This is a genomic window from Lactobacillus sp. WILCCON 0059, assembly GCF_057197985.1.
The window spans coordinates 2,203,686-2,230,255 of record NZ_JBUBHN010000001.1 but is presented as its reverse complement, the minus strand read 5'-3'; the positions used below and the strand labels follow the sequence as shown (position 1 = coordinate 2,230,255).

Annotated in this window: 31 protein-coding genes; 26 read left to right on the top strand and 5 right to left on the bottom strand. The window is 49.7% G+C overall.

The window, feature by feature from the left end:
- Positions 1-202: 202 nt before the first annotated feature.
- The 3 genes from ACYVUT_RS10495 (at position 203) to ACYVUT_RS10485 (ending at position 2,368) form a co-directional block, all read left to right on the top strand.
- On the top strand, positions 203-1,345 hold the full coding sequence (locus ACYVUT_RS10495) for a DNA cytosine methyltransferase (RefSeq protein ID WP_484500829.1): 1,143 nt from the start codon (positions 203-205) through the stop codon (positions 1,343-1,345).
- Positions 1,346-1,466: 121 nt separating this feature from the next.
- Positions 1,467-2,099 carry a nitroreductase family protein gene (locus tag ACYVUT_RS10490; protein WP_439774983.1) on the top strand — a complete coding sequence of 211 codons (633 nt, stop codon included), beginning with the start codon at positions 1,467-1,469 and terminating at the stop codon, positions 2,097-2,099.
- Between the two features lie 83 nt (positions 2,100-2,182).
- On the top strand, positions 2,183-2,368 hold the full coding sequence (locus ACYVUT_RS10485; RefSeq protein WP_003613252.1) for a hypothetical protein: 186 nt from the start codon (positions 2,183-2,185) through the stop codon (positions 2,366-2,368).
- A gap of 203 nt (positions 2,369-2,571) precedes the next feature.
- On the opposite strand, the gene ACYVUT_RS10480 is transcribed toward ACYVUT_RS10485, so the two are convergent.
- A complete protein-coding gene (locus tag ACYVUT_RS10480) occupies positions 2,572-2,862 on the bottom strand; it encodes a hypothetical protein (RefSeq protein ID WP_484502017.1) in 291 nt (96 codons plus the stop codon).
- Between the two features lie 313 nt (positions 2,863-3,175).
- On the opposite strand from ACYVUT_RS10480, the gene ACYVUT_RS10475 reads away from it, so the two are divergent.
- Entirely contained in the window at positions 3,176-4,201 is a 1,026-nt protein-coding gene (locus tag ACYVUT_RS10475) for a Rib/alpha-like domain-containing protein (protein ID WP_484502016.1), read from the top strand.
- Between the two features lie 91 nt (positions 4,202-4,292).
- On the opposite strand, the gene ACYVUT_RS10470 is transcribed toward ACYVUT_RS10475, so the two are convergent.
- Both ACYVUT_RS10470 and ACYVUT_RS10465 read right to left on the bottom strand, forming a co-directional pair.
- Complete coding sequence (locus ACYVUT_RS10470; protein ID WP_484502015.1) at positions 4,293-5,504, bottom strand: L,D-transpeptidase family protein; 1,212 nt, start codon at positions 5,502-5,504, stop codon at positions 4,293-4,295.
- 94 nt (positions 5,505-5,598) lie between these two features.
- Entirely contained in the window at positions 5,599-6,234 is a 636-nt protein-coding gene (locus tag ACYVUT_RS10465; protein WP_484502014.1) for a hypothetical protein, read from the bottom strand.
- Between the two features lie 65 nt (positions 6,235-6,299).
- Between ACYVUT_RS10465 and yaaA the strand changes: the two genes are divergently transcribed.
- The 11 genes from yaaA (at position 6,300) to ACYVUT_RS10410 (ending at position 15,798) form a co-directional block, all read left to right on the top strand.
- Positions 6,300-7,037 carry a peroxide stress protein YaaA gene (gene yaaA / locus ACYVUT_RS10460; RefSeq protein WP_484502013.1) on the top strand — a complete coding sequence of 246 codons (738 nt, stop codon included), beginning with the start codon at positions 6,300-6,302 and terminating at the stop codon, positions 7,035-7,037.
- A 180-nt stretch (positions 7,038-7,217) separates the two neighbouring features.
- Entirely contained in the window at positions 7,218-8,621 is a 1,404-nt protein-coding gene (locus tag ACYVUT_RS10455; RefSeq protein ID WP_484502012.1) for an FAD-binding oxidoreductase, read from the top strand.
- 326 nt (positions 8,622-8,947) lie between these two features.
- Entirely contained in the window at positions 8,948-9,451 is a 504-nt protein-coding gene (locus ACYVUT_RS10450) for a TetR/AcrR family transcriptional regulator (RefSeq protein WP_484500822.1), read from the top strand.
- Positions 9,452-9,489: 38 nt separating this feature from the next.
- Complete coding sequence (locus ACYVUT_RS10445; RefSeq protein WP_484502011.1) at positions 9,490-10,548, top strand: FtsX-like permease family protein; 1,059 nt, start codon at positions 9,490-9,492, stop codon at positions 10,546-10,548.
- A gap of 1 nt (position 10,549) precedes the next feature.
- Positions 10,550-11,224, top strand: a complete 675-nt coding sequence (locus tag ACYVUT_RS10440; RefSeq protein WP_484502010.1) for an ABC transporter ATP-binding protein — start codon at positions 10,550-10,552, stop codon at positions 11,222-11,224.
- A 142-nt stretch (positions 11,225-11,366) separates the two neighbouring features.
- Positions 11,367-12,386, top strand: a complete 1,020-nt coding sequence (locus tag ACYVUT_RS10435) for a hypothetical protein (RefSeq protein ID WP_484502009.1) — start codon at positions 11,367-11,369, stop codon at positions 12,384-12,386.
- Positions 12,387-12,482: 96 nt separating this feature from the next.
- Positions 12,483-12,980, top strand: coding sequence for a PTS sugar transporter subunit IIA (locus tag ACYVUT_RS10430; RefSeq protein WP_439775608.1), 498 nt, complete (start codon positions 12,483-12,485; stop codon positions 12,978-12,980).
- Between the two features lie 198 nt (positions 12,981-13,178).
- Complete coding sequence (locus tag ACYVUT_RS10425; protein WP_484502008.1) at positions 13,179-13,751, top strand: hypothetical protein; 573 nt, start codon at positions 13,179-13,181, stop codon at positions 13,749-13,751.
- A 209-nt stretch (positions 13,752-13,960) separates the two neighbouring features.
- Positions 13,961-14,659, top strand: coding sequence for a hypothetical protein (locus tag ACYVUT_RS10420; protein WP_484500817.1), 699 nt, complete (start codon positions 13,961-13,963; stop codon positions 14,657-14,659).
- 31 nt (positions 14,660-14,690) lie between these two features.
- Complete coding sequence (locus ACYVUT_RS10415) at positions 14,691-15,353, top strand: ABC transporter ATP-binding protein (RefSeq protein WP_484502007.1); 663 nt, start codon at positions 14,691-14,693, stop codon at positions 15,351-15,353.
- Positions 15,337-15,798: a hypothetical protein gene (locus tag ACYVUT_RS10410; RefSeq protein ID WP_484500815.1), complete on the top strand. Its 462-nt coding sequence runs from the start codon at positions 15,337-15,339 to the stop codon at positions 15,796-15,798. Before ACYVUT_RS10415 ends, ACYVUT_RS10410 begins: the two co-directional genes overlap by 17 nt.
- Positions 15,799-15,874: 76 nt before the next feature.
- Here ACYVUT_RS10410 and ACYVUT_RS10405 read toward each other — a convergent pair whose 3' ends face one another.
- Complete coding sequence (locus tag ACYVUT_RS10405; RefSeq protein WP_439775607.1) at positions 15,875-17,275, bottom strand: C69 family dipeptidase; 1,401 nt, start codon at positions 17,273-17,275, stop codon at positions 15,875-15,877.
- A gap of 277 nt (positions 17,276-17,552) precedes the next feature.
- On the opposite strand from ACYVUT_RS10405, the gene ACYVUT_RS10400 reads away from it, so the two are divergent.
- The 5 genes from ACYVUT_RS10400 to ACYVUT_RS10380 all read left to right on the top strand — a co-directional run bounded on the left by ACYVUT_RS10400 (position 17,553) and on the right by ACYVUT_RS10380 (position 21,188).
- Positions 17,553-18,095 carry a TetR/AcrR family transcriptional regulator gene (locus ACYVUT_RS10400; RefSeq protein ID WP_439775606.1) on the top strand — a complete coding sequence of 181 codons (543 nt, stop codon included), beginning with the start codon at positions 17,553-17,555 and terminating at the stop codon, positions 18,093-18,095.
- A 135-nt stretch (positions 18,096-18,230) separates the two neighbouring features.
- The gene (locus ACYVUT_RS10395; protein WP_439775605.1) at positions 18,231-18,770 is read left to right on the top strand and encodes an NAD(P)H-dependent oxidoreductase; all 540 of its coding nucleotides are present in this window, start codon (positions 18,231-18,233) and stop codon (positions 18,768-18,770) included.
- A 16-nt stretch (positions 18,771-18,786) separates the two neighbouring features.
- Positions 18,787-19,335, top strand: a complete 549-nt coding sequence (locus tag ACYVUT_RS10390) for an NADPH-dependent FMN reductase (protein WP_439775604.1) — start codon at positions 18,787-18,789, stop codon at positions 19,333-19,335.
- Between the two features lie 98 nt (positions 19,336-19,433).
- On the top strand, positions 19,434-20,216 hold the full coding sequence (locus ACYVUT_RS10385) for a tyrosine-protein phosphatase (RefSeq protein WP_439775603.1): 783 nt from the start codon (positions 19,434-19,436) through the stop codon (positions 20,214-20,216).
- Positions 20,217-20,228: 12 nt separating this feature from the next.
- Positions 20,229-21,188, top strand: a complete 960-nt coding sequence (locus ACYVUT_RS10380) for an FAD:protein FMN transferase (protein ID WP_439775602.1) — start codon at positions 20,229-20,231, stop codon at positions 21,186-21,188.
- Positions 21,189-21,232: 44 nt separating this feature from the next.
- On the opposite strand, the gene ACYVUT_RS10375 is transcribed toward ACYVUT_RS10380, so the two are convergent.
- On the bottom strand, positions 21,233-21,757 hold the full coding sequence (locus ACYVUT_RS10375) for a CvpA family protein (RefSeq protein ID WP_439775601.1): 525 nt from the start codon (positions 21,755-21,757) through the stop codon (positions 21,233-21,235).
- Positions 21,758-21,920: 163 nt separating this feature from the next.
- Here ACYVUT_RS10375 and rsmG point away from each other — a divergent pair, with 163 nt between their 5' ends.
- The 6 genes from rsmG to ychF all read left to right on the top strand — a co-directional run bounded on the left by rsmG (position 21,921) and on the right by ychF (position 26,568).
- A complete protein-coding gene (rsmG, locus tag ACYVUT_RS10370; RefSeq protein WP_439775600.1) occupies positions 21,921-22,640 on the top strand; it encodes a 16S rRNA (guanine(527)-N(7))-methyltransferase RsmG in 720 nt (239 codons plus the stop codon).
- 18 nt (positions 22,641-22,658) lie between these two features.
- Complete coding sequence (gene noc, locus ACYVUT_RS10365) at positions 22,659-23,483, top strand: nucleoid occlusion protein (RefSeq protein ID WP_484500813.1); 825 nt, start codon at positions 22,659-22,661, stop codon at positions 23,481-23,483.
- Between the two features lies 1 nt (position 23,484).
- Complete coding sequence (locus ACYVUT_RS10360; protein ID WP_003621113.1) at positions 23,485-24,264, top strand: ParA family protein; 780 nt, start codon at positions 23,485-23,487, stop codon at positions 24,262-24,264.
- A complete protein-coding gene (locus tag ACYVUT_RS10355) occupies positions 24,242-25,135 on the top strand; it encodes a ParB/RepB/Spo0J family partition protein (RefSeq protein WP_003624700.1) in 894 nt (297 codons plus the stop codon). The genes ACYVUT_RS10360 and ACYVUT_RS10355 overlap by 23 nt, the downstream gene beginning before the upstream one ends.
- Positions 25,128-25,391, top strand: coding sequence for a DUF951 domain-containing protein (locus ACYVUT_RS10350; RefSeq protein WP_484500811.1), 264 nt, complete (start codon positions 25,128-25,130; stop codon positions 25,389-25,391). The genes ACYVUT_RS10355 and ACYVUT_RS10350 overlap by 8 nt, the downstream gene beginning before the upstream one ends.
- A gap of 76 nt (positions 25,392-25,467) precedes the next feature.
- The gene (gene ychF, locus ACYVUT_RS10345) at positions 25,468-26,568 is read left to right on the top strand and encodes a redox-regulated ATPase YchF (protein ID WP_439775596.1); all 1,101 of its coding nucleotides are present in this window, start codon (positions 25,468-25,470) and stop codon (positions 26,566-26,568) included.
- The last annotated feature ends 2 nt before the right edge of the window (positions 26,569-26,570 follow it).

The following is a 26,570-nucleotide window of genomic DNA, read 5'->3' as shown; positions in this document are numbered from 1 at the left end:
CTATCAGCTAAAAAATAGTTTGTCAGAATTATGTGGTGCGCGTATTATTTGGCTGTATTACAGCGAAAATAGAGGTACGGTACATTATTATTGCCAGCTGCGTTCAAAAAAGGTAAAATGTTAGCATAGTCATATGCCAAAACGCATGTTTTGGTAGATATGATTTTTGTAGCAAGAAAACTGATTACTGAGGAGCTCAAATATGATTTTTAGGACTGCAGAACTTTTTGCTGGCCCAGGTGGCGGTGCATATGCTGCCAAGCAAAGCCATTTCGTAGACAAGAACGGCGTAGAATGGGGATTTACCCACGCTTGGGCTAATGAATATGATCCCGACACTGTTGAAACCTATAAGCTGAACATTCTTAATGATCCAGATGCAAAGACTGTCTACTGTGAAGATGTTCGCAAGTTTAATCTAGATGACGATGAGAAGCTTGGAAACATTGATGCTTTAATTTTCGGTTTTCCATGTAATGACTACTCAGTGGTGGGGAAGCATAAAGGTCTTGAAGGGACTTATGGTCCACTTTATAGCTATGGCGTACACGTTTTGAAGAGATATCAGCCTAAAGTTTTTGTGGCTGAAAACGTTGGTGGGCTGACTTCGGCAAACCAGGGTGAAGCCTTCATTCAAATTTTAAAGGCATTGCAAGAAGCTGGTTACACTCTGACACCAAACTTTTACAAGTTTGAACAGTATGGTGTTCCTCAGATGCGACACCGTATCATTATTGTTGGGATCAGAAACGATTTAGCAGAAAAGGGAATCAAGTTCCATGTCCCTGCACCGACTACGCCAAATCCATCTGACTACAAGACGGCGGGTGAAGCATTGACTAATCCACCAATTCCAGCTGATGCACCAAACAATGAAATGACACATCACAACAAACGTACTGTTGATATGCTTAATTATATCCCCGAAGGCGGCAATGCATGGTCGTTGTCTATTCCAGAAGAATTGCGTTTGCATGTTAAAGGGGCAAAACTCTCCAACATTTATAAGCGTTTGACCTTCAATAAACCGTCTTATACGGTAACTGGTTCTGGCGGTGGTGGCACTCATATGTATCACTGGAGTGAAAATCGCGCTCTAACAAATAGAGAGCGTGCGCGTTTACAGACTTTCCCAGATGATTATGTATTTGTTGGCGGGAAAGAAAGCGTTCGTCGCCAAATCGGTATGGCGATTCCGCCAGAGGGGATGAAGCATATTTTGATGGCCGTGCTTAAGACGTTTGCAGGCGTAGATTATCCGAGTGTTGAACCTACTGAACGCTTACAGCCTGATATTTTGTTTAACGTCAGCGGTAGCGAAGTTGCAAACTTGGTTAAGCATTAATTGAAAATAAAATGACTGTTTCTAGCATGAGCTGGAAACAGTTTTTGTATGTATTCAATCTGACTGCAATCGGTTACAATGTAAGTGTAAATACAATCTTCCATTCTTTGAGGTAAACACAATGAACAACGATTTTAAAGACATCATGCAAAACAGAAAGTCTATCCGACACTATGATTCTAGCGTTAAGATTTCCCGTGACGAATTGCTGGAAATCATTAATGAGTCCATCTCTGCCCCAAGTGCCTGCAACCTGCAGTCCTGGCACTTTGTTATCGTTGACACGCCAGAAGGCAAAGAAAAGCTTCACGATTTCTTGATGCCGTTCAACTACCAGCAGGTTGACACTGCTCCAGCCACGATCATGGTCTTCGGCAACACCAAGTCATATCTGAAGTACCGTGATTTGTGGAACGGCATGGTTGAAGCCAAGAAGGTCACCCCGGAAGCCCGTGACGCCGCGGTTAACACCTTCCTTCCGCTTTACGAGAAAGCTGACCGGCAGATGCTGGTGGCAGACGCAATGGTTGATGCCTCACTTGTCTCCATGCAACTGATGCTGGTTGCCCGTGAACATGGCTACGAAACCAATCCAATGGCTGGCTATGATGCAAGCAAGGCAGCCGCAGAATTTGGCCTGGACCCAGAACAATACATTCCAGTGATGGCCATCTCCATTGGTAAGCCAGATCCAAGTGAAGTCGTTCCAGATACTGTCCGTTATGATGTAAAAGACGTGACTGAATTCGCCTAAGTTGTTATTTTTGCCGCTGAGAAAGCGCTATAATATAGATGGTAAGAAATGGTCAGAGATGTGTGAGAAATAAGGTGAGCAAAATGAAGATGAAACATGCTAAGAGAATCGCCCTTTTGCTGGCTTTAGGCTACGCTGGTGGCCAGGCTTTGAAGCGGTCAGCCCCATTCTTGAAGGGCGTGCAAGCAGGGATCCTCATGGAGAAGGGCAAGAGAAAGCTCAAGGAGAGCGAACCTGTCCAAAAACTGAAGGAATTAGCTGATAAATAGAAAATAATGTACGCGTGGTTCTAGTTGGAACATATCTCCATTCTTATACTAGTGCCACGAGTATTTTGTGGAATGTAATTGAGGATTAGGAATATGAAAATGAAACTTAGTCGTATTCTGACGCTTATAGTAGCGTTAGTTTTATTAGGTAGTGCTGTTGAAACGGTGCCTAGTTCAGTACAGCCAGCTGAAGTTGCAGCGGCTCAAAAGAAGACTGCTAAGAAGAAAAAAAAGACAAAGAAATCTAGTTCAAAATCTAAGAAGAAGTCGATAAAGAAGGCAACTTCAAAGTCGAAGAAGAAGACAGTAAAGAAGACTACTTCAAAGCCAAAGAAGAAGTCGGTAAAGAAGGCAACTTCAAAGTCGAAGAAGAAGCCGGTAAAGAAGGCTACTTTAAAATCGAAGAAGCCGGTAAAGAAGACTACTTCAAAGTCAAAGAAGAAGCCGGTAAAGAAGACTACTTCAAAGTCAAAGAAGTCAGTAAAGAAGAGCACTTCAAAACCGAAGAAGACGGTTAAGAAACCAACATCAAAGTCAACGACAAATGCAAAGGTTAATCAACCGTCAACAAAGCCATCAACTAATCAACCTTCTACGAAGCCGTCGACAGATCAGCCAGCCAACAAGCCATCAACTGACCAACCTTCTACGAAGCCGTCGACGGATCAGCCAGCCAACAAGCCATCAACTGATCAACCTTCTACGAAGCCATCGACAGAACAACCAGCCAACAAGCCGTCAACTGACCAACCTTCTACGAAGCCGTCGACAGAACAACCAGCCGACAAGCCAGAACCTGTTAAAACAATGGCTGATTTATATACTCCTTTAGCCAAAGACTATGAAACAGACTTCGGTAAACAAGTTTCCAGTAGTGATTTGATAACTAATTTGTACTCTCTTCCAGAGGGAGTGACATTCAAATTTAGTAAAGAGCCCGATTATCAGAAGGCAGGATCATATACCACAGACATTATTGTTTATTACCCAGATGGTTCTAAGAACTCTACAAATTCAATTACTGTCACAGTTAAGCCTGCAACTGATGCTGATATTTACGAAGCAACAGTCAAAGATGGAGAATACTATGATGGAGATCCCTTTGACGCAAGAAATTATGTAACAAACATAGATAAGCTTCCTGAAGGAACAGAATTTTACGATGATTATCAAGGCGATGATCCTGATGATAAGAACACAAATCTGTTTTCTATCCGTGTTTGTTATCCAGATGGCTCAGTAGAAAATACTAAGCCTATTAAGATAAAATGGATTGTTGGAAAAGACACTTCTAAAGTTGAAGCTACTAGAGGACGGCTTTCACCCAATAGTGTATATCTGCTGTTGAAGGTTACAAATACTTCCGATAAAACGATGAACTTCAGAGCAAGTAGGGAAGTAGTTGACGGACATGGTAAAGATCTTTGTGGCGTATTTGGTGAAAGTGAAGGTCCAGTTGCGCCTAATCAAACTGTTGTATTTTGGAGCGTATTTTATGATCCAAAACCATACTACTATGATCATGTCAATTATAATGTTTATGCTTGTGGTACCGATCAAAAATCAGCGAATGATGATTTAAAGCTTGAACTGATTAAAAAAGATAGCGAGAACTTTGACATTAAAGCGACGAATATTGGCTCCAAGAAAATTTATTATCCAAAAGCCTATGCAATTATTCATAAAGATGGAAAAGTCACTAATGTAATTGATACTTTGGTGGAACCGGACGATGCTGATGGCTTACAACCAGGTGAATCAGTCACTAAGACTATTTATGCTCCGGGTTATAATGATGTAGAACTATCAAGTACCTCATCTTACAGTAAATAGTTTTCTAACAAGCATTACACGAATAACACACCAAAAAAAGGATCTAGCTTCCAAAGAGAAGATAGATCCTTTTTCATATGTAATTTACGTTTTAGTAAACGATCACAGGCATGTGAACCGTAACCGCGTTCCAAACGGACTTGATTTCACTAGGCCGGATGTTGACGCAGCCGTGTGACCCGCCTTCCAGGTAGGCCGTGCTTGACCAGTCGGTCCGCCATGACGCGTCGTGCAACCCGCAGCCGCTCAAAGTAAATGGCATCCAGTAGCTGACCTTGGAAGCGTAGTTCGACCCGTCGTCGTTCTGCCCCTTCAAAGTAGCGTCCTGTTGCTTGTACATGATGTACCAAACCCCAGTAGGCGTAGCGTTGTCGCCCTTGTTGGCCGTCCCCGTAACCACGTCAGATACAGTTACGACCACCTTGCCGTTGACAACCACCCACATGTCCTGGCTGGCGATTGATACAACCACATAGCTGTTGCCCAGCCCGTTGTTGCTCTTGCCATAGCCCAAACCTTGCGTGGTGTAGCCTTCGCCATAGATGTGGTTCTTCCCGTCAATGGTCTTCTTGCCGCTCTCATAAGCTGCCAGAACCGCCTTCTTAGCGCTGGCCGTCCAGATCCCCCAGCCGTAGCTCTGGTTGGTAACGGTGATGGTTGACCCGGCAGGAGTCTTGAACTTGTAGCTCTTGCCCAAAGTCTTGACTTCCTTGTCCATGGCGTTAAGCTTGCTCGTCAGCTTGCTGGTGTCGTCATAGTGAACAGCGCCGTTGTAGTAGCTGACTTGGGTCAAATAAGTCTTGGCCGCCAGGGTAAAAGTCTTCCCAGCTACAGAGTAGTCCACGCTGGCCGAGGTAATATCCTTCAGCTTGCTCTTGCCCTTCTTCAGAGCCGTGTTTTCGTAAGTGTAGCTCTTGTTGGTCGGCAGTTGGGTGTACTGCTTGTCAAAGTACTTCTGGACCTTTTCCTTGCTGATGGTGGTCAGCTTGCTGTCTCTGACAGCACTGATCTTACCATCCTTGTAGACCAGCTTGTTGACGGCCTTGGCCTGGATCTTCTTGACCGCTTGGTCAACCGTCAGCTTGCCTACCTTGACGCCATAAATGGTGACGTTGGCGTTGAAGTGCTTCTTGTTGTATGCCACCTGCTTCTTGTTCTCCGCCAGAACCGTTGCCTGGTGCTGCTGGTAGGCATTGTGTCCCCAAATGCCCGCGCAGGCTAAGGCGATAACCGCCACGCCCGCGATAATCAGGTATTTGCTGCCTTGAGTGTTTTTCTTCCGGTAGTCTTTGCGAGAAGTCATTAATAACTCCAATCTGTTCATTCAAAAGATTGTGTTCAGTATAACACGAATCGCTTAGCGATTAAAATGTACGGAGGAATTTTTTAATATGAATTTAAAATTTTGTCTCTGCGATATCATCCTCTGGCCGGTGGCCCTGAATCCGGACCAGCTGCCAGGCAAAAGGACTTTCCTGCTTCTTTAGCTGAACTGTCAAGACGCCTGCTTCAAAAACAAAAGCACATTCTTCCCGGCCGTCAATCCATTCAATCCGGTTTGGCTCTTCAGTCAAGCCAGTCACCTTGACCTCTGCAGGATAAGGGGCCTTTAAGAAAAGGTAGACTTGATATGGCGCGTGCCGGTTGGTCAAGACGAAAGCCTCTTCCGCATCAGCTGATAATTCGCTGGCTTGCCCTTCATTAACCGCGTGGCCAAACTTGTGCATCCAGCTGTTTAAGGCCTCTAAAGTAGTCTGGTCAGCTTCGTCTGCGGCATCCACGTCAATCACCAGTGCCTGGCCGTTCTTTCTTGCAGCTACCAGGGCGTCCACGACTTCATCTGCCTTGTAGTGTCTGCCGCTTTGCTCTGGCAGGTAGGCGATGGTGTACTTTTCGCAGGCTGCCTGTAATTCTTCCGGGCCGCTGACGGCGCGGGCACCGATGTCTCTTGCCCGGCGGACCAGAGCATCCGCGTTTACATTTTCCCCACTTGGGTTAAAATTTAAGATAATCGCAAAATCAGGGTTGATCATTGCTTGCTCCTCCTTATTGTTAAACACATGTTTTATTTTACTAAATTATTGTAAGGATGTAAAAAATGAAGATCATAATTTCCCCCGCTAAAAAAATGCAGACGGATGGCGGCTTTTTGCCGCAGACCAAACCCGTCTTTCTTGATCAAGCCCAGGAGCTTTGGTCCTATTTGAATTCTTTAAACCAAGCTGACTTGGAAAAAGTCTGGCGGGCCAATGCCAAAATCACTGAAGAAGCCCGGCAGATGCTGGCCGCTGACTTGAATCAAGGGCAAGTTCCAGCTCTGTTTGCCTACAGCGGCCTGCAGTACCAGTACCTGGCCGCTGATGTCTTAGACCAGGCCGGACTGGACTACCTGGACCAGCATCTGCGCGTTCTGTCCGGCCTTTACGGCAGCCTGCGGCCTTTTGACGGGATCGTGCCTTACCGCTTGGAAATGAAGAGCCCCCTGCCTAACTTCAAGTATAAGAGCCTTTATGAATTCTGGGGAGAAAAAGTCTACCAAGAGCTCTACCAAGATGATTCAGTCGTCCTCAATCTGGCTTCTAAGGAATACAGCCGCCTGTTGGCTCCCTATCTTAAAGATGGCGACCGCTTGCTTGAAGTTGTCTTTCAGGAAGAGAAAAACGGCAAATGGCGGACCCAGGCAACTCATGCCAAGATGGCCCGGGGCCGTCTGGTCCGCTGGCTGGCTGAAGGGGGCCGGGACCTGTCTGACCTGCCGGACTTCACGGGCTTTGGCTATGCCTTTGCCCCAGACCAAAGCGGGGAAGACCAGCTTGTTTTTCGTAAAAAGGCATGACGATTTTTCACAAAGTACGAAAAAAGAAAAATTTTTTACACTTTTAAAAGGCTAGGAAGCGCTTGCTGACCGGCCTTTTTTCTTTTGTGCAAGAATTCATAAAATTGACAACGCTTTCAAATGTGATTTAATAGAAACAGAGATTGAAACACAAAAAAGAAAACTGTAAGGTGAGCTAGAATGGAATATCATAAGTTAACTGCTGAAGACATTGAAAACTTGCGGCCAATGATTGCCGACCCAGAACGTTTTATTACTGAAGTAACTGAACACTGGGATCACGACCAATTCAAGACTGTCCGGGCCATGCCTGACCTGGTAATTCAACCGGTTACGGCTGAAGAAGTAGCCAGCGTCTTGAAGTACGCCAGCGACCACGAAATTGCCTTGACTCCACGGGGCAACTCAACTGGCTTGATGGGGGCCAACTTGACTGTGCATGGCGGGATCTCCCTGGACATGGTTAAGATGAACAAGGTCATTGACTATGACCCAGCCAACTTGACCATCACTGTTCAACCAGGCATCCGTCTGAACCAGCTGGAAGAATTTTTGGCAGACAAGCCATTTACCTACATGCCAGCACCAGCCATGCACTGGGCTACTGTAGCCGGCAACATCAGCACCAACGCCGGCGGCTTGAAGGCCATCAAGTACGGGGTAACCCGTGAACACATCCGGGAAGTCAAGGTTGCCTTGACTGACGGCAAGGTCTACAAGTTCGGCTCTAAGTCAGTCAAGTCCTCATCAGGCTACTCACTGAAGGACTTGATCATCGGCTCAGAAGGGACTTTGGGCGTCATCACTGAAGCTGTTCTGCGTCTTTACCCAAGACCAAAGCACGCTTTGAACGCCATCATTCCTTTCCCAACTTTGGACGATGCCATCGAATCAGTGCCAGCCATCCTGGCTTCCGGCGTTGTGCCAACCACTGTTGAATACATGGGCCGCAAGGTCTTGAACCTGTGGGAAAAGTACTACGACGCTACTTTCCCAATCAAGGAAGGCGACGGCTTCATCATCCTGGGCATCGACTCCTTCACGGCCAGCGACGCTGAAGCGCAACTGGCTCAAGCTTTGGAAGCGGTCAAGCCATTCCACGCTTTGAAGGAAACTGTCTTGAACGCTGAATCTGAAGAAGCCAAGACCATCTGGGACGCCCGGGAAAAGCTGCTTTTGGCCATCCAGAAGTCAACTCCAAAGATGGACGAAGTCGACGTTTCAGTGCCGATCAGCAAGATTCCGCTGGTTCTGCACCGGATCGAAGAACTGGAAAAAGAAGAAAACATGCGGATTCCTAACTTCGGCCACGCCGGTGACGGTAACCTGCACATCTACCTTTGCTCAGACGACATGACTGACGAAGAATTCGCCAAGAAGGGCGACACCGTTATCTCCGAACTCTACAAGACCGCCAAGTCAGTGGACGGCAACATGTCCGGTGAACACGGGGTCGGCTACGCCCGTCAGAACTACTACGAAGACTTCTATGGCAAGGATTACACCAACTTGCTCAGAAAGGTCAAGGCTCTGTTCGATCCTAAGGGTATCCTTAACCCAGACAAGATCTTCCCGTTAGACTAAAGCACGGCTCCCTCCGCGCGGCAACCTTTAAAAATCCGAATCAAAAACTAATCAAGAACTAATCAAGAACTAATCAACTAAGCAAATCAAGAATTAACCAAAAACCGAAAAGATCAAGTACCTAGCAATAAGTACATAAAAACAATAGCAAAACAACATTTTAATTTTTAAGCTTCACAAATTAATTATCACAGGGAAGGGCTGCTCCGGCAGCCCTTTTTTGTGCAAGAAAAATGACATCGCGTCACTTTTTATGTTGACACGATGTCACTTTGGTCTTATACTAGAAAACAGTTAAAGGTGACATGGTGTCACGGAGGTAAAAAATGGTCAAGGCAACTTTTGAGAATTTAAGCAAAGACAAGCAGGATCGGGTTACAGCCGCCCTGCTCAAAGAATTCAGCGCCCATACTTTGGCCAGCGCCCAGGTGGCGCGGATCGTCAAGGAAGCCGGCATTGCCCGGGGGGCCTTTTACAAGTACTTTGAGGATCTGATGGATGCTTACCAATACCTGTTCAAGCTGGCCATGCGGGACCTGCACACGGGTCTGACCGGCCGGATGGGGGCAGACGAGCTCTACCAGATGACCAAGGACTTTGTGACCAAGGCCACTGGCAGCCAGTACTATGACTTGATCCGCCTGCACTACGCGGCTAACGAGGCGCTTTTGCCAAGCAGCAGGCCCAAGCAAATGCCGGCTTGTGCCTGGGCTGCGATGGCCCTGTCGCATGAGGCGATCAAGGAAGCCTTGCTGGACCCGGATAACGCTGATTTTTACTTAGACCGGGAGCGCGAGGCTTTAGAGAAGCTCTTTAGCGGCCACGAATAGGGTAAAAGAGGATATAAGAAAGGAAGAAAGCAGAAAAAATGTTTTTAGCACTAAAAGAGATCAAGCATGAAAAGAAGCGGTACGGCTTGATCGTCTTCATGATTTTTCTGATCGCGTACATGATTTTGGCAACCTGGGGCCTGGCATACGGCCTGGCCCGGGAAAACACGGTGGCTTTGGAAAGCTGGCAGACCAAGAGCGTGGTCTTGAACAAGAACGCCAACCTGTCCATGAACAGCTCTATTTTGACCAAGGACGACTTGAAAAAGATCGACTTGACTGACAAGGAAGCCGTGGTCGGCGAATTGCAGGTAGTGGCCAAGAAGAAGGGACAAAGCGGGATCAACGCCCAGTACATGGGGGTCAAGAAGGGTGAGTTCATCTACAAGGACCAGGACTTGATCGCTGGCCGCCTGGCTAAGAGCAAGTACGAAGTTACAGCTGACAGCCGCTTTAAGGACAAGGGCTACAAGCTGGGCGACAAGGTGACCTTGAACGGGTCAGATCACAAGTACAAGATCGTCGGCTTCGTCAAGGATGCCAAGATCAATATTGAGCCGATCATGTATGGCTTTTTGCCGGCATGGAAAGAATTGAAGAACGTGGCACCGGGGATTGAAGCTTCCGGGATCATTTCCCAGCGGAAATTGTCCGTTAAGGGGAAGAATTTCAAGACTTACGGGGTTAAGGAATTTACGCAAAAACTGCCGGGCTACTCCGAACAGAACTTGACTTTTGAATTGATGATTGCTTTCATGTTCATCATTTCCCTGGTCATCGTAGCCGTCTTCTTGTACATTTTGACCATCCAGAAGCTGCCGAACTACGCGGTATTGCGGGCACAAGGCGTGCCGGCCAAGACTTTGATCTGGGCTACGGTCAGCCAGAGTCTGCTTTTGGTAACTAGCGCTTTGGTCTTGGCCCTTTTGGCAATCTGGGGCACGGCGGCCGCGATGCCGGCATCTGCTCCGATGGCCTTTACGCCAGAGATTTTTGTATTCGCGATCGGCGGGATGCTTTTGATGGGTCTATTGGGCGGATTAAACCCAGTCAGAACGATTTTGAAGATTGACCCGGTACAGGCAATTGGAGGATAAAATGGCAGCGATTGAAATCAAGAACGTGAAAAAAGTTTACGGGCAGGGGGATGCAGCGACGGTTGCCCTCAAGGGGGTCGACTTCAGCGCGGACACTGGCAACGTGGTTCTGTTGATGGGACCAAGCGGGGCCGGGAAGAGCACCCTGCTGACGATTATGGGCGCCTTGCAAAGTGCAACGAGCGGGCAGGTGAAAATCGACGGCCAGGATATCAGCCAGTTGAAGGAGAAGGACCGCAGCCGCCTGCGTTTGAACAAATTGGGCTTTGTTTTGCAGGCCTACAACCTGGTGCCTTACTTGACGGTTAAGGAACAGTTTCAGCTGGTAGACAAGGTGAAGAAGACCGGCAACTTGAGCCAGGAAGAATTAAAGGATCTTTTGGCTGACCTGGGGATTGAGGGCCTGGTCAAGAAGTATCCGGAAAACTTGTCAGGTGGGCAGAAGCAGCGGGTGGCAATCGCCCGGGCCATGTACGCCAACCCGAAGATTCTGCTGGCTGATGAGCCAACGGCATCACTGGACAGTGAACGGGTGGAAGAAGTCGGCCGCTTGTTTAAGAAGCTGGCCAAGGACCACGGGAAGGCGATCATTTTGGTCACCCACGACCCGCGGCTGGAAAAATATGCTGATCACATCTATGACATGATGGACGGGCAGCTGACGCAAAGAAAATAAGATCAAAAAGGCTCCGCTCAGGCGGGGCCTTTTTTGACCGGATACGAGGAAAAACGACCGGATTTGAATTTTTGGCAGAAAAAATCTGGAAAAAGAGTATGCTTAAATAAGAAAACGAGTAAGAAATGTGAGGTCGTTAGGGATGGAAAAATTATACGAAATCTACACAGACGCTGCCGAAGACAGTTTTGAAGTTGGTCGCCTCTTGTTTGAAGAAAACGACTGGCAGCTCTACTTGACTTTGGATGAGCTGGGCCGGGATGATTCGCTGCTCTTGATCAGAAAGTCAGCGGTCACGCGGCTGCTGGATCAATCGGATTATTTGGCAGAGATCCAGCGCCGGCGGAAGCTGCTGACGCAAAAAGGCCTGGCAGATCCTTTCAAGCTGGAAGACAAAGCTAGCATGATCAAGTCAGTTGAAAGCTTTATGGACTTATTGCCCGGGCAGGTTGTGTATTTTGGCCTGGAAGGCGAAGATTACCAGCAATGGGGATATATCGATGAAATTTCTGCCGGTCATGTTAATTTTGCGGCATATCCTTCTGGCAAATACCAGCCATTTGCAGGAAAAGTTGCTGTCAGTCAACTCCGGCGGTTAGCCGCTTTCTCCGGTGAATGGCTGCTGGACAATCCTAAGACGCGGGATACTGAAGGTACAACTGTAGATGATTTGCGTGAAGTTCATCTGAAAGAAGATCCAGCTTCATTCGCGGTTGGCCGGCTCTTGTGTGCTGATGACGACTTCAGCTTGTATTTGACTGTTGACGAAATTGGCCGGGATGACTCATTGCTGCTGGTTAAGAAGACGGCAGTTGACAGAGTAATTGATAAGTCATTGTATTTGCAAGATATCAGCCGCTGCCGGCGCCAGCTTAAGGAAAGAGGATTAGAAGATCCATTTGAAGTTCAAGGCAAAGCAGCAAACATCAAGCAAATGCTGGACTTCTGGCAATTAGCTGCCGGGCAAGTCGTATCCTTTGTTATGAAGGATGAGGAAGAAGCAGAATATGGCGTCTTGCAGAGCAAGGAAGGGGATGCCTTAAGCTTTGAGCAATACCCGTCTGGCAAGTACGAGACTTTTGCTGGCCAGATCAACCTGGCTGAAGTTGGCCGCTTGGAAGCCTTTGGCGGAGAATTGACTTTGGAAAATGGCAATTGTTAGCGGGAACATGTAGTAAATCTACCATCAAAATGATAAACTAGACAGTGATGATTGCGCTTACATATTTTAGTCTGAATATCATTTTGAGGTTGATTTATGTTTAGAATTTTTGATTTGCTAAAGAGCAGGGCCCGGCTGAGCAAGGTTCTGGCTCCGGTCCAGGGCAGGCTGTTCCCGCTCGAGGACGTCAACGATGAGATTTTTGCCAGCAAGGGACTGGGCGAGGGATTCGCGGTTCAGCCGTCCAGCGACTTGATCTACGCTCCCTTGAACGGCACGGTTACTTCCTTGTTTCCGACCAACCATGAGATCGGCATCCGGACCAAGGAAGGGCTGGATCTCTTGATCCACCTGGGCTTGAACACGGTAGAGCTGGGCGGGGGCGGCTGCGACATTTTAGTTGAAGCCGGCCAGGAAGTTAAAAAGGGGCAGCTATTGGCGACCATGAACCGCAAGCTGCTCCGCGGGCTTGGCTATGATGACACGGTGATCGTGACTTATACCAACGACCAGATCCTCAAAGGTGTCTCGGCACCGGTTTTCTTTAGGAAGATCAATGCCAAAAGAGCGGTCCAGACGATCAGCTACCATTAATTTAGATGAAAAAAGGCGTGAACGCTGCAGGGATGCGGGTTCACGCCTGTTTTGTTTAGTGCTTGTATCTGGTTATCTTACTGTTGGGTATAAGAAAAAGGTAATTGCTATCTAAATAAAAACTTAACTTGTAAACAAAAAGTGACTGAATTATAATTTTCATTGACTATTAATTGCTCAATATGGAGGAGGTTGATTGTGTATATTAGAGAGCGACTAAAGTCGCCGAAAGTGTATGTAGGGATAGCGATAGGCACGATAATTGTGCTTTTTCATTTTATTTCTGACTATTACGTAATTAAGCCACAACTAGATGGAAACGTTGCATTTTTTACACCGTATACACGGTGGATTGGCTATGATGTTGGTGCTATGACAACTTTTTATTATACTTTGTTGCCGTTGTTAGCCTGCTTGACAGCCAACCAGCTTTTCTATCAAGACCTAAAAAGTGGCTTTATCAAGCATGCGGTGAAGGAACAAGGGGTTGTAAAGTACAGCTTTTCCCACTTGGGGATCAGTTTCTTGGCAGGCTTTTTGACAGTATCTTTGCCACTGCTTTTGGATTTTGTCTTGTTTTACTGCACCTTGCCTAATATGAAGCCAGATCCTCTTCTGAATATGAGCGCGGGTGTTACGTCAGATTTAACCTATCTTGCTGGTTTGTACTATTCAAATCCCTTGCTGCACGTGGCTTTTTACCTATTCCTGGCAGGACTTGCCGGGGGCTTGGCCGGCTACCATCTCTTTGGCTGTGACGTGCTTTATTAGCAACTATTTTGCTGATGTAGCTGCTGCTCTCTTAGTCACATTGATCTTCAATGTTTTTTCCGTCGCGACAGATAAAGCTTTTCTTTCGCCAAACCTCTTTGTCATACCGGTTTGCCCGCTTTATATTCCTTCGTTGACGGCAGCCCTGTCAGAACTCCTCTTAGGGGCGCTTTTGTTCAGCTTAATCTATTTCTACGGGGTAAGACGCCATGCCTTTAGTTAACTATTTGCGGCAAAAGAGCGGGGCCTGGCTGGCGATAAAAAGCATCTCGTTTGTGATAATTTGGGTTTTGGTTTATACTGCTTTGTTTTTGATGCATAACAAGATCGTTGCCCCTGGCACGCCGGCCTTGAGCAATGTCCGCCTAACTGTTACCAACCTCCACAATCAGCTCTACTTCATCGCCCCTTTGCTGATAGTCAGCAGCCTGCTTTTCTTCAGCCGCCCTCAAAGCGTTGAATTTTTCTATTTAGCTTTAAGAAAACGGCTGCGCCAGTACTTGCTGATCTATACCCTTTTTGAAATGTTTTTGCTCATCATCAGTTTATTGATCGGCAGCTTGATTTCTGCTTTCGTGACGAAAGCACCAATAGCTCCGCAGGTTGATTCAGAAATAATCATATTGCTGGCCCACTTCTTGGGTGTCTTTGTCTTGATTCTCTCTTTAAACACTCTGGTCTTCTTGATCGATAAACTAAAGGCAGGGGCTGCAGTTGAAGTTTTGCTCTTACTGGATACCCTTTGCATAGCTAAGCTGGGCTGGTCCCTCTTCTTGGCTCACGGCTTGGTAAATCTGATCGATAATACATTCTTTGTGTTTGACCCGCTGATTTATCTGATTTATGGCTTTCTGCTTTATTGTTGTTTGGGTAGCCGGGCTTTTTACCAGATGGTTCAATATGCCTAACGATAATATCGATTTTTCTTTGGAGTAAAAAATGACGAAAATTATAGAAGTTGACCATGTCACCAAGCGCTTTAAAAACAAACTTGCCCTTGATGACGTTTCCTTCAGCATTGATGCTGGCAAAATCTATGGCTTCAGAGGCCCCAACGGGTCAGGCAAGTCCGTGACCTTCAAAACCATCCTCGGCTTTATCCTGCCAAACTCCGGGACTGTCAAAGTTTTGGGCAAAAAAATCCGCCAGGACGTCATCTTTGCCCCAGACACCGGCTTCGCGATTTCTGAATACGGCCTGTTAGAAGACAAAACCGGCCTGGAAAACCTTAACCTGCTCAAAGTCCTAAATGATGACCGAAGCAGCCGGGCGGAAGCAATCTTGCAGCGGGTAGGCCTGGATCCAGCCAATCCCTTGAAACTGAAAGAGTATTCTCTGGGCATGCGGCAGCGGCTTTTGATCGCCGCCGCCCTCCTAGGCGACAAGCAGATCCTCCTTTTCGATGAGCCAACCAATGCCCTCGATGAAGACGGGCAGGATTTTTTGGCCCGGCTCCTGCTGGAATTGAAGGACCAGGACAAGACCATCCTCGTCTCCAGTCACGACAAAGACTTCCTTAACCGGGTCGCCGACCACATCTTCGTCTACAGCGAAGGCAAGATTGTCAAAGAATTGGAGCAAAACCATGAAGCTGAAGCATAAAGGAATCTGGTTCTCTGCAATCTTGCTCTTGTGCCTGCTGGGCCTTTTTCTAAGCAAAAAGCATATCGACCAAGTCTATCGGAACTTGCAGGTCTCTCAAATTGAAGTCAGTCAGACTGCCTATAGCGAGATCAGCCAAAATCTGGCTGTCAAAAGCGGGCAGGGCAAGACTGAAGGCGATAGCTACCTGGCAACTATCTACGTCAAGGCCAAGACCGGGCAGAAGCTGTCCAGAAATGATTTCTACCTTTATCAAGGACTGAAAGAGGGAACGACCATGATCGACTCTTTAAAAATCAATGGGCAAGCAACTAGCCACCTGCGATCCGGCGTAAACAAGGTCCAGGTTAAAGCCTCGAAAAACGGCAATGAGCAATATCTCTACCTGCTCGTTAACCCGAAAAAAGGCAAGTACGTCAAATATCATTTCAATCTACAGAAATAGGAAATAGAAGCTAGAACGGCAAAACAGGCGTGAACGCTGCAATGGTGCACTTTCACGCCTGTTTTAATATGCTTTTTTACAAGTTCGGATCCATCTGGAAGCTGAGCGGGGAATCGCCCGTCTGCTGGGTAATCAAGCTGCTGATCAGCTTGTTGTAAATATCCGTCACCGTCTTGGCCATCTTGGCATTGGCCTCATCCGCGATCGCTGTGGCCTGGCTTGGGTCAGCATGCAGCTTCTGGTCGTATTCATACCGCAAGCGCAGGACCTTTTCCTTGGCTTCAGTCTGGGCATTAGCCAGTTCCTTGCCGTACTTGCCCCAGTCCCGGTCAACCAAGACTCCGGCCAACTTGAAGATCCAGTAGGCAGAGTTCGGGCTGTAGTCGACCTTGCCGTTGCCCCACATGTAAGGCACCTTGGTCCCCTGCGGGAAGAAGGGAATGTAGACGCTCTGCGCCGTAACCCCCATGGCCAGCCAGTGGTACATGTCCTCGCCCTTAAGCTGCAAGAGGTGGGATTCCTGGGTCGTTGCCACCCCAATCGGCCGGAAGGTCGCCTGGCCCTCGTTCTTTGGGTTGGTCAAGTCGTAATCCGTGTCGCTGTAGTGGCTGGCCAGCACCGCCTGGGCGTCCTGGATACTCAGCGGCCGGTCCGCCTTTTGAATAAATGGTAAGTCAAAAGATTGCGGCTCTTGCTTAACTGATGGGGTCAGCAGCTTCTGCCCGTACCAAACCCGCGGGGTGTTGTAGTGCAGGTCGCTCTCGCTTCTCGTGCCAAAAATCTCCCGCCAATTGAACTTGGCTTCCCGTGGCCAAAGCTGGTGGTCATAAACGAACTCCTGCAGACCGGCTGAATAAAGGAAGTTGGCTGGATCGTTAAAGTCGATCTCCTGAATTGACAGCTGGTTGGCCACTACCGTGTAGGAGTCATCCGGAATTCTCTGGGCAACCCAGTGGTGGCCTGACCCGATTTCCAAGTACCAGGCCTCGTCTCTGTCCGCAAACAGAATCCCGTTTGATTCAGCAGCCCCGTACTTTTCCACGATCTCGCCCAAGCGCTTGACCCCTTCTTGCGCCGTCTTGACGTAAGGCAAAACGATGGTTACCATGGCTTCTTCCAAAAGGCCCTTTTCGGTATCAAAGGGGTCGATGGCCAGAACCCGTTCGTTGGCATAAGCACTTTCCGTAGCACTCATCGCCACATGGAATTCATTGATTCCGTCTTCTTCAAAAAGCCCGTACTTTTTCGTCCATTCTGGCGTGGATGAATATGCAAAGGCTTCCTCCGGCAAGTCAATTGTGAACTTGTTATCATGTGACTTGAAAGTCTGGGCTCCTTCTTGCCGCTGGTGGAAGGCCAGGTGCTTAGGCCAGGCCGTCCGTGAGTCCTCGTTGCGGCCGATAATCACGCTGCCGTCAAGGCTGGCCTTTTTCCCGATCAAGATTGAAGTACAGGATGAACGTCCGTGTGTAGTCATAAATTGTCCTCTTTTCTCCATTTGCTTTTGTTTAAATTTTACCTTATTTTGCCTTCCCCGGCAGACAAGCCGCCTCATCTTCTTAACTTTTCCCTAAAAATACGCCTGCCCCTAAATATTGTGCTAATATATAAATTGGTACGAATAAACGTTTTTTATAGGCTGGGTAGTCTTGATTCATTAGCTTAGTCTAATAAAGTCCAGTGTAAAAACCGTTTTTTGTTAGGAATGAAGTATTAAAAGTGTTAGCAGAATATGATGAAATTAGGTGGAGTAAATGATGGCCAGAAGGAAAGAAATTAATCGCGAGCGAATATTGGACATCGCCTACAAGAAGGCCTTGACCAACGGGATCGAGAACCTGACCGCCCGCAGCATTGCCCAAACTGGCCACTTTTCAACCCAGCCGATCTATTTGGAATTCAAGAACATGGATGGCCTGCGCAAGGAAGTGCTTAAGCGCGTCTCCTACACCTTGCGCGATGAAATCCTGCAGAAGAAATTTATTGATGAGCCCTTATATGATGTCGACTTGTCCTATTTGCAGTTTGCCCGCGACCACCGGAACCTGTTCTCAACGATTTTCGTCAATGGTGAATTCGGCGATGACTTGATCCGCGACATCTTGATGGATTTGGGCCGCAGCAAGCTGCATGAGCAGTACCAGCGCGATTTTGACTCTGACTTGGAGAAGCGCGTGATTGCCCTCAACTGGATCATCACCAACGGCCTGGCTGTAATGCTGGTCGATGGCTTGATTGACTACGACCAGGACAACTTTGTCCGGATTATCAGGCGGCAGCTGGAGACCCTTTTTTGACCGCTAATCCATTAAAAAAATCCTTCTATCGATTGGCTCTTTCTATCCTTGTAATTTTTTCACAAAAAGCCTGCTGAAATCCCTTTAATTTGGGTATAATAAGGGGAGTAATGGAAAATCTGAAAGGTGGTTTTTATGAAAGTTTTAGCTCTTAACGGATCTAACGCTGACAAGTCTTACAACGAAATGCTGCTGAAGTTCATTGCCAAGCACTTCGCTGATAAGTATGATTTTGAATTCGCGACCGTGAAGGGGTTGCCGATGTTTAAGGAAGGCCAGGAAGACCCGGCCGACGTGGCCAAATTGAGTGAGCAAGTTGCCGCCGCTGACCTGGTTTTGATCGGGTCACCGGAACAACAGCACTCAGTAACCAGTGCTCTGAAGAGTGCCCTGGAATGGCTGTCAACCAACTCCCACCCGTTTAATGGCAAGCCGGTTGTTGTTGTGTCAACTTCACCGCTGGCCCAAGGGGCTGCCCGGTCACAGACCAAGCTGAAGACGATTTTGGCTTCCCCAGGCCTGCACCCAGTTGTCTTCAACGACGACGAATTCATGATGGGCGGGGCAGCTTCTGCCTTTGACGAAAATGGCGATTTGAAGATTTCCGGCACCGTTGACTTCCTGGAACACTTCTTTGACGAAGTCGACGCCTGGTACGCACAAATCACGAAGTAAGTGGGGGGATTGCCAAATGAAATTATTAGCTATTGTCGGAACTAATGCCGATTTTTCTTTCAACCGTCTGCTCTGCCAGTTCATCGCCAAGCGCTTTGGCGATAAGGCGGAAATCGAAGTCGCTGAAATTGGCGACCTGCCAGCCTTCTACAAGGAAGGGCAAGCTGACGCCAGAGTTTCTGCTTGGCGGGAAAAGGTTGACCAGGCTGACGGCTTGATCATCGCTACTCCAGAATACGACCACGGTATCCCAGCCGCTTTGAAGAGTGCTTTGGAATGGCTGGGCAGCCACGCTGGCAGCAAGGTCATGGCCTACAAGCCAGTTTGCGTTGTCGGCGTGTCCTTGGGCGGCCAAGGCGCTTCCCGCGCCCAGGAAGATGCTCGGGAAATCCTGCTGTCACCAGACATGACGGCCAACGTTTTGCCAGGCAACGAATTGCTGATCGGCCGGGCTTACAGCAGCTTTGACAAGGAAAGCGGCGACCTGGTTGACGAAGCTTCAATCGCCCAACTGGACAAGGTCATGGAAGCCTTCTTTGCTTTCGTAGAACAAGCTAAGAAGTAAGGACGAAAAAGCAAAAATCTAAAAACAAGGCGGTGGCTTGGCGCTTCCGCCTTGTTTTGGTTTAAAATTGTAGGGAGAAAGTGAAGGAGGAGAAAAAGATGGCAATGGAGCTTTTACCCTTGAAAACGGTCCGCAATCCGCGGGACCTTGGCGGCTATACCGGCTTTGCCGGCAGGAGGATCAAGGCCGGACTTTTGCTGCGGACCGGGATGGTCGCGGCGATCAGCGAGGAGGATGCTGACTATTTGCGGGCCCGCGGGGTCAAAACCATCATCGACCTCCGTTCTCCCCAAGAGTGCCGCAAGCGGCCGGACAAGCAGCTGGCCGGCATCCAGAACGTCAATATTCCCGTCAACAGCCGGGACCAGACCAAGGCAGCGGCCAGCCTGGCGGAATTAGCCAAGCAGTATAGCTTAGACCCCTTGGCGGGCTTCCGTCACATGGTGGAGAGCTACCGGCTGATGGTGACGGAAAAGCACGCCCAGGCGGCCTTTGGCCAAGTGCTGGCTTATCTTGCTGAAGCAGAAGGCGGGACCATCTACCACTGCTCAGAAGGCAAGGACAGGACGGGCCTGGCGACCGTCTTTTTGCTGACAGTCTTAGGGGTTGACCAGGAAACCATCCGCCAGGACTATCTTTTATCCGCTCCCTGCCTTAACGGCTACCGGGCCAAAAGGGACAAGGAAGCCCGGGAAAACGGGGAAAGCCTGGTTCAGCGGGCCAACCTCCGGTCACTGGGCACGGTGAACAATGAGTACTTAGACAGCGCCTTGATCACCATCAACCAGGAGTACGGCGGCATGGAAGCCTTTTTGACCCGGCAATTGGGCGTCAGCTCGGCCCTCCGGGACCAGCTCCGGGCCAAGTATCTAGAAGAGTAAGGATTTTTAAAAATGGAAATCATCAAATACATATCAACTGACCAAGTCATGGCCCAACACAGGGCCATGGGGACCCACATCAGCCTGCAGATCTACGGGGCAAGGGAAGACCCGGAAAAGATCCTGGACCAGACCAAGGCCTTGATCGACCACTTTGAAGACCTGCTGACGGTCAACCGCAAACCGGATGACCCCCGCTACGGCCTTTCAGAAGTCACCAGGGTCAATGATCAAGCAGGCAAGGAGCCTGTCCAGGTCTCCAGCAGCGTTTACGGCTTGATTAAGCTGGCCGTTGAGACCAGCCGGGAAAACTTCGGCTTTAACGCCTTGATTGGCCCGCTCGTCAAGCTCTGGTCCATCGGCTTTAAGGACGCCCGCGTGCCAAGTGACGCGGAAATCAAAGAGAAAATGAAGCTGATCGATCCTTGGCAAGTCGAATTAAACGACGATGACCACACGGTCTTTTTGAAGCAGGAAGGCATGGAGCTGGACTTGGGCGGGATCGCCAAGGGCTGGACGGCCGACCGGATCCGGGACCTCTGGCGGGCCTACGGGGTCGAAGCCGGCATCATCAACTTAGGCGGCAACGTCCTCTTCGTCAACCCTTGTCCAAAGCGGGCCAACGGGATGTGGACGGTAGGCGTCCAGGATCCATTGAAGCCGCGGGGAGAAAACATCACGGCCATGATGATCCCGGAATGCTCCGTGGTCACCAGCGGGACTTATGAGCGCTTCTTGGAAGTGGATGGCCACAAGTACCACCACTTGATCGACTCCCGGACCGGCTACCCGGTGGAAACCAACATTGCCGGGGTGACGACCTTCACCAAGAATTCCGTTGACGCGGAAATTGAGTGCAAGCGCTGCTTCTTTGCCGGTCAGCCAATTGCTGGCTGGGTCAACCGCCGCCGCTTAGGCGCCGTTTACGTTTATAACGATGAACGGGTAGAAAAAGTCGGCCTGGATTACTAAAAGAAAACGAAAAGCAGCCTCACCTTCTGGTGAAGCTGCTTTTTTTAGGCAGTAGTTCGGCTGACGCTGAAGAGAGTCTTGAAGACCCCGGTTGACAGACCTGGCGTGTCGTTGACGATGAAACTGAGCAGCTGGGAATCGCTGATCATCTGGCTCAGCTGACTGACGCCGACTGAGTTGAGGATGGACAGGACCACATACATGAAGAAGTAGGAGGCCACGAAAGAAACGATGGCCCCGGCGATGTGGTCCAAAGTGGCCGTGAAACCAGTCTTGGTCTCTTGATCTGGCAGCCAGGCCTTGAAGATCTTGGCGACCTGCTTGAGGATGAAGAAGAGGGCGAAGAAGGCCCCGAAGCGGCAGGCCTGCAAGACCATGCTGGAGTCCCCCGCCTGTCCTTGGACGAACTGGGTGTAGATCAGATTGCCGATTGGGTTTTGCAGCATAATGGCCAGCATGAAGACCAGACCGGCGAAGATCAGGTTGACGATCCGCTTGGAGAAACCTACGTGGTAGCCCTTGTAGGTCTGCCAGGCGATATAGAGAATGACGAAAATAACTAAGAGCATCTTTTTATCCTTTGTTTTTAGCTGTAATTTTCCAAGGATTATTTTTGACCTTCAAGCAAAAATAATCCATAATTGTTAAGATAGTTTGTGTAACATTTTTTTGCGCAAGATTGCTTTTTGCGTTACATTTAAGGGTGTGAAACACAGTTTCACAGGTGAAAGAATGAATCCTGAACTTTTTGCAGAAACATTGTCAAAATCTAATTTTAAGTTGTCTCCTGTCCAAGAGCAACAATTTAAAACATATTTTAAGGAATTGGTCCGGGTCAACGAACATGTCAACCTTACCCGGATCACGGACGAAGACGAGGTCTACCTCAAGCACTTCTACGACAGCGTGACCCCGCTTTTGCTCTGGCCAGAGGTCTTTAGCGAAGGGGCCAAGCTCTGCGATGTCGGGGCCGGGGCCGGCTTTCCGTCACTGCCGATCAAGATTCTCCGCCCGGACCTGGAAGTCACCATCGTTGACTCTTTAGGCAAGCGGCTGAACTTCTTGTCCGACTTGCTGGAGAAACTTGGCATCGAAGGCGTGAACTTGGTGCACGGCCGAGCCGAAGATGTAGGGCAGAACCCGGACTACCGGGAAAAGTTTGACCTGGTAACCGCCCGGGCCGTGGCCAGAATGAGCGTTTTAAGCGAATACTGCCTACCCCTGGCCAAAGTCGGCGGCAAGTTCCTGGCTTTAAAGGGCCCGCGGGCTGACGAAGAGCTGGAAGACGCCAAGAATGCCCTGAAGAAACTGGGCGGCGAAGCTGTCTTCAGCCGGGTCTTCACCTTGCCGGGCAGCGATGAAGAAAGGACCCTCGTCCTGATTGACAAGGTCAAGGCAACTCCGGGCAAGTACCCGCGCCAGGCAGGCACGCCGAACCGGAAACCCTTGTAGTTTTTTGGAGGTTCCCAAATGGCTTTTGGTTTTTTCCATCGAAATGAAATTCCCCAAAACAAGCAGGTCCAGGACCTGCCTTTAGCGGAAATCCATCCGAACCGCTACCAGCCAAGAAGGACTTTTAGCGACGATTCCATCCAGCAATTGGCCCAGACCTTGCAAGAAGAAGGGCTCTTGCAGCCGATCATTGTCCGCCAGGACCAGGGCGGCTACGAAATCATCGCCGGCGAGCGCCGCTTCCGGGCGGCTAAGAGCCTGGGCTGGGAAAAGATCCCGGCCATCGTGAACAATCTCGATGACCAGCAGACCGCTTCTTTGGCCTTGATTGAAAACCTGCAAAGGGAAAACCTGAACCCAATCGATGAGGCCCAGGCTTATGAGCAATTGATGGAGCTCAACGACTTGACCCAGACCCAGCTGGCCCAGGACATAGGCAAGTCCCAGTCTTACGTGGCCAATAAGCTCCGCCTGCTCAAGCTGGCCGAACCCGTGCAAGAACTTTTGGCCAAAGGCGACCTTAGCGCCCGCCACGGCCGGGCCATCTTGGGCTTAAGCGAGGAAGACCAGGTGAAATTGGCCAAGGAGGTCACCGAGCAGGGCCTCAGCGTGAAAGAGACGGAAGAGCGGGCGGTTAAGCTGGCCAATCCTAAGCCGGTTGTTAAAAAGAAGCCGGTGGTCCGCTATGATCGGGACATGCAGCTGCAGATCAACACGATCAAGCAGGCGGTCAAACTGGCCAAGGAATCCGGCGTGAAAGTCAAAATCACCGAGGCCAAGAGCCCGGATGAATACCAGATCACCATTGTGATGAAGAATCAGAGAAAGAAAAAGGAGGACTAGCATGGGCAGCGTCATTGCAGTCGCCAACCAGAAGGGCGGCGTTGGCAAAACCACGACGACCATCAATTTGGCCGCCTCCATTGCTAAGAGAGGCTACAAGGTATTGATTGTCGACATTGACCCGCAGGGCAATGCCACCTCAGGCTTGGGGATTGAGAAGTCAACCATCGAGTACGACATCTATAATGTCTTAATCGATGAAATCCCGATTGCCTCAGCCATCAAGCCGACCAGCAGCAAGAAGCTGGACATCGTGCCGGCCACGATCAATTTGGCCGGGGCCGAAACTGAGCTGATCAGCATGATGGCCCGGGAAACCCGCTTGAAGGGGGCCATTGAAGACTTGGGCGACAAGTATGACTTCGTCTTTATCGACTGTCCTCCTTCTTTGGGGCAATTGTCCATCAACGCCTTTACGGCCAGCCAGTCGATTTTGATTCCGGTCCAAAGCGAATACTACGCTATGGAAGGGCTGAGCCAGCTGCTCAACACCATCCGCTTAGTCCAGAAGCACTTCAACAAGGACCTGGGCGTGGAAGGGGTCCTTTTGACCATGCTGGATGCCCGGACCAACCTGGGGGCTGACGTGGTCCAGCAGGTCAAGGAATATTTCGGCGACCGGGTCTACAAGACGATCATCCCGCGCATTACCAAGCTGGCCGAAGCGCCAAGCTATGGGGAGGCAATCACGGAATACGCGCCAAGTTCGCGCGGGGCCAAGGTTTATGATGACTTAGCAAAAGAGGTGCTGAAGGCTCATGGCAAGAGACTCAAGAAATAAGAAACAGGAAAAGAAGAAGGGCGGCCTGGGCCGGGGCTTGGGGGCGCTTTTTGAAGAAGAGCCCCAGGTAAAGCCGGCCGAGGAAATCGAAGACCTGCCTCTGGCAGAAGTCCGGCCCAACCCTTACCAGCCGCGGAAGAACTTCGACGAAAAGAAGCTGGCCGAACTGGCCGAATCCATCAAGGAAAACGGGGTTCTGCAGCCGATCATCGTCCGCCGGTCAGTCGGCGGCTACGAAATCATCGCCGGTGAGCGCCGCTGCCGGGCTTCCGAATTAGCCGGCCAGGCTACCATCCCGGCCATCATCCGCCAGTTTGACGAAAGCCAGATGATGGAAGTGGCCATCCTGGAAAATCTGCAGCGGGAAGACCTGACTCCTTTGGAAGAAGCCCAGGCTTATGAAATGCTGCAAAAGAACCTGGGCCTGACCCAGGAAGAGGTTTCCAAGAAGATGGGCAAGTCCCGTCCTTACATCACCAACTACCTCCGCCTGCTTACCCTGCCGCAGAAGACCAAGGGCCTTTTGCAAAGAGGGGAATTGTCCATGGGCCAGGCCAGAACCCTCCTGGGCTTGAAGGACAAGGACAGAATCGATGAACTGGCCAAGCGGGTGGTCAAGGAAGGGATGCCGGTCCGCAAGGTTGAGGCGCTGGTGGCCAAGATGAACGAGCGCGGGCAGAAGCAGAAGAAAAAGAATGCCGGCAAGTCGGCCTTTGTCCGGGCCAGCGAAAGCCAATTGGCGGCCAAGTTCGGCTCGCCGGTAAGCATTACTGAAAACAAGACGGGGAAGGGGCACTTGTCAATTGACTTTGCTTCCCCGGATGAATTGAACCGGATTCTGGATTTGTTAGGTGTGAATCTCGATGACTAAAAATTTTACTTTTGACTTGGCGGACACGGTTGAAATGAAGAAGCCCCACGCTTGCCAGACCAACAACTGGGAGGTCCTGCGCCTGGGCGCCGACATCCGCCTCAAATGCATGGGCTGCGGGCATGTGGTCATGATGCCGCGGGCTGACTTCAACAAGAAGGTCAAGAAGCTCTTAGCCAAGAGCAATGATCCCGTCAACCTGAAGAGCGATTTTTACGTGCCAAAGGAAGACATCGCCCGGCCAAATTTCGGCTAGGCATTGACTAATCTGGCCAAAAGGCCAAGAATTAAACACGCAAGCAAGAAAAAACAAGAAAGAGGAATTACAAAATATGGCTTTAACTGCTGGTATCGTCGGTTTGCCAAACGTCGGCAAGTCAACTCTGTTTAACGCAATTACCAAGGCGGGCGCGGAAATGGCCAACTACCCATTCGCGACTATTGAACCAAACGTGGGGATGGTTGAAGTGCCGGACAAGCGCCTGGCCAGAATCCAGGAACTGATCCCGGCCAAGAAGGTCGTCCACACGACTTTTGAATTCACCGACATCGCCGGCTTGGTCAAGGGGGCTTCCAAGGGTGAAGGCCTGGGCAACAAGTTCCTGGAAAACATCCGCCAAACCGACGCCATCGTGCACGTGGTCCGGGCTTTTGACGATGAAAACATCACTTCCGTCTCCGGCAAGGTTGACCCGGAAGAAGACATCGACACCATCAACCTGGAACTGATCTACGCTGACCTGGACTCAGTTGACCGCCGGATCGGCAAGGTGCAGAAGATGGCCCAGCAAAAGGACAAGGAAGCCATGGCTGAATACAATGTCCTGCAAAAGATCAAGCCAGTTCTGGAAGCCGGCGACCCGGTCCGGTCCATCAAGTTCAATGACGACGAAGCCAAGATCGTCAAGGGCCTCTTCCTCTTGACTTCCAAGCCAGTCATTTACGTGGCCAACATCGCTGAAGAATCCATGGCTGATCCGGAAAGCGACAAGTACTACCAAATCGTCAAGGCCCACGCCGACAAGGAAGGCGCTGGCTGCCTGGGCATCTCCGCGGCCATCGAAGAAGAAATCGCCGGCCTGGACGATGAAGAAAAGGCAGAAATGCTGGCAGCTGAAGGGGTGGAAGAATCCGGTTTGGACCGTTTGATCCGGGCTGCCTACCACCTGCTGGGTCTTAGAACCTTCTTTACGGCCGGGGGCAAGGAAACCCGGGCCTGGACCTTCCACCAGGGCATGAAGGCGCCGCAAGTCGCCGGGGTCATCCACTCCGACTTTGAACGGGGCTTCATCCGGGCCGAAGTCGTTTCCTTCGAAGACCTGGACAAGTACGAAAGCATGCAGAAGATCAAGGAAGCTGGCAGAGTCCGCCTGGAAGGCAAGGACTACGAAGTCCAGGACGGCGACATCATCGAATTCAGATTTAACGTATAAGA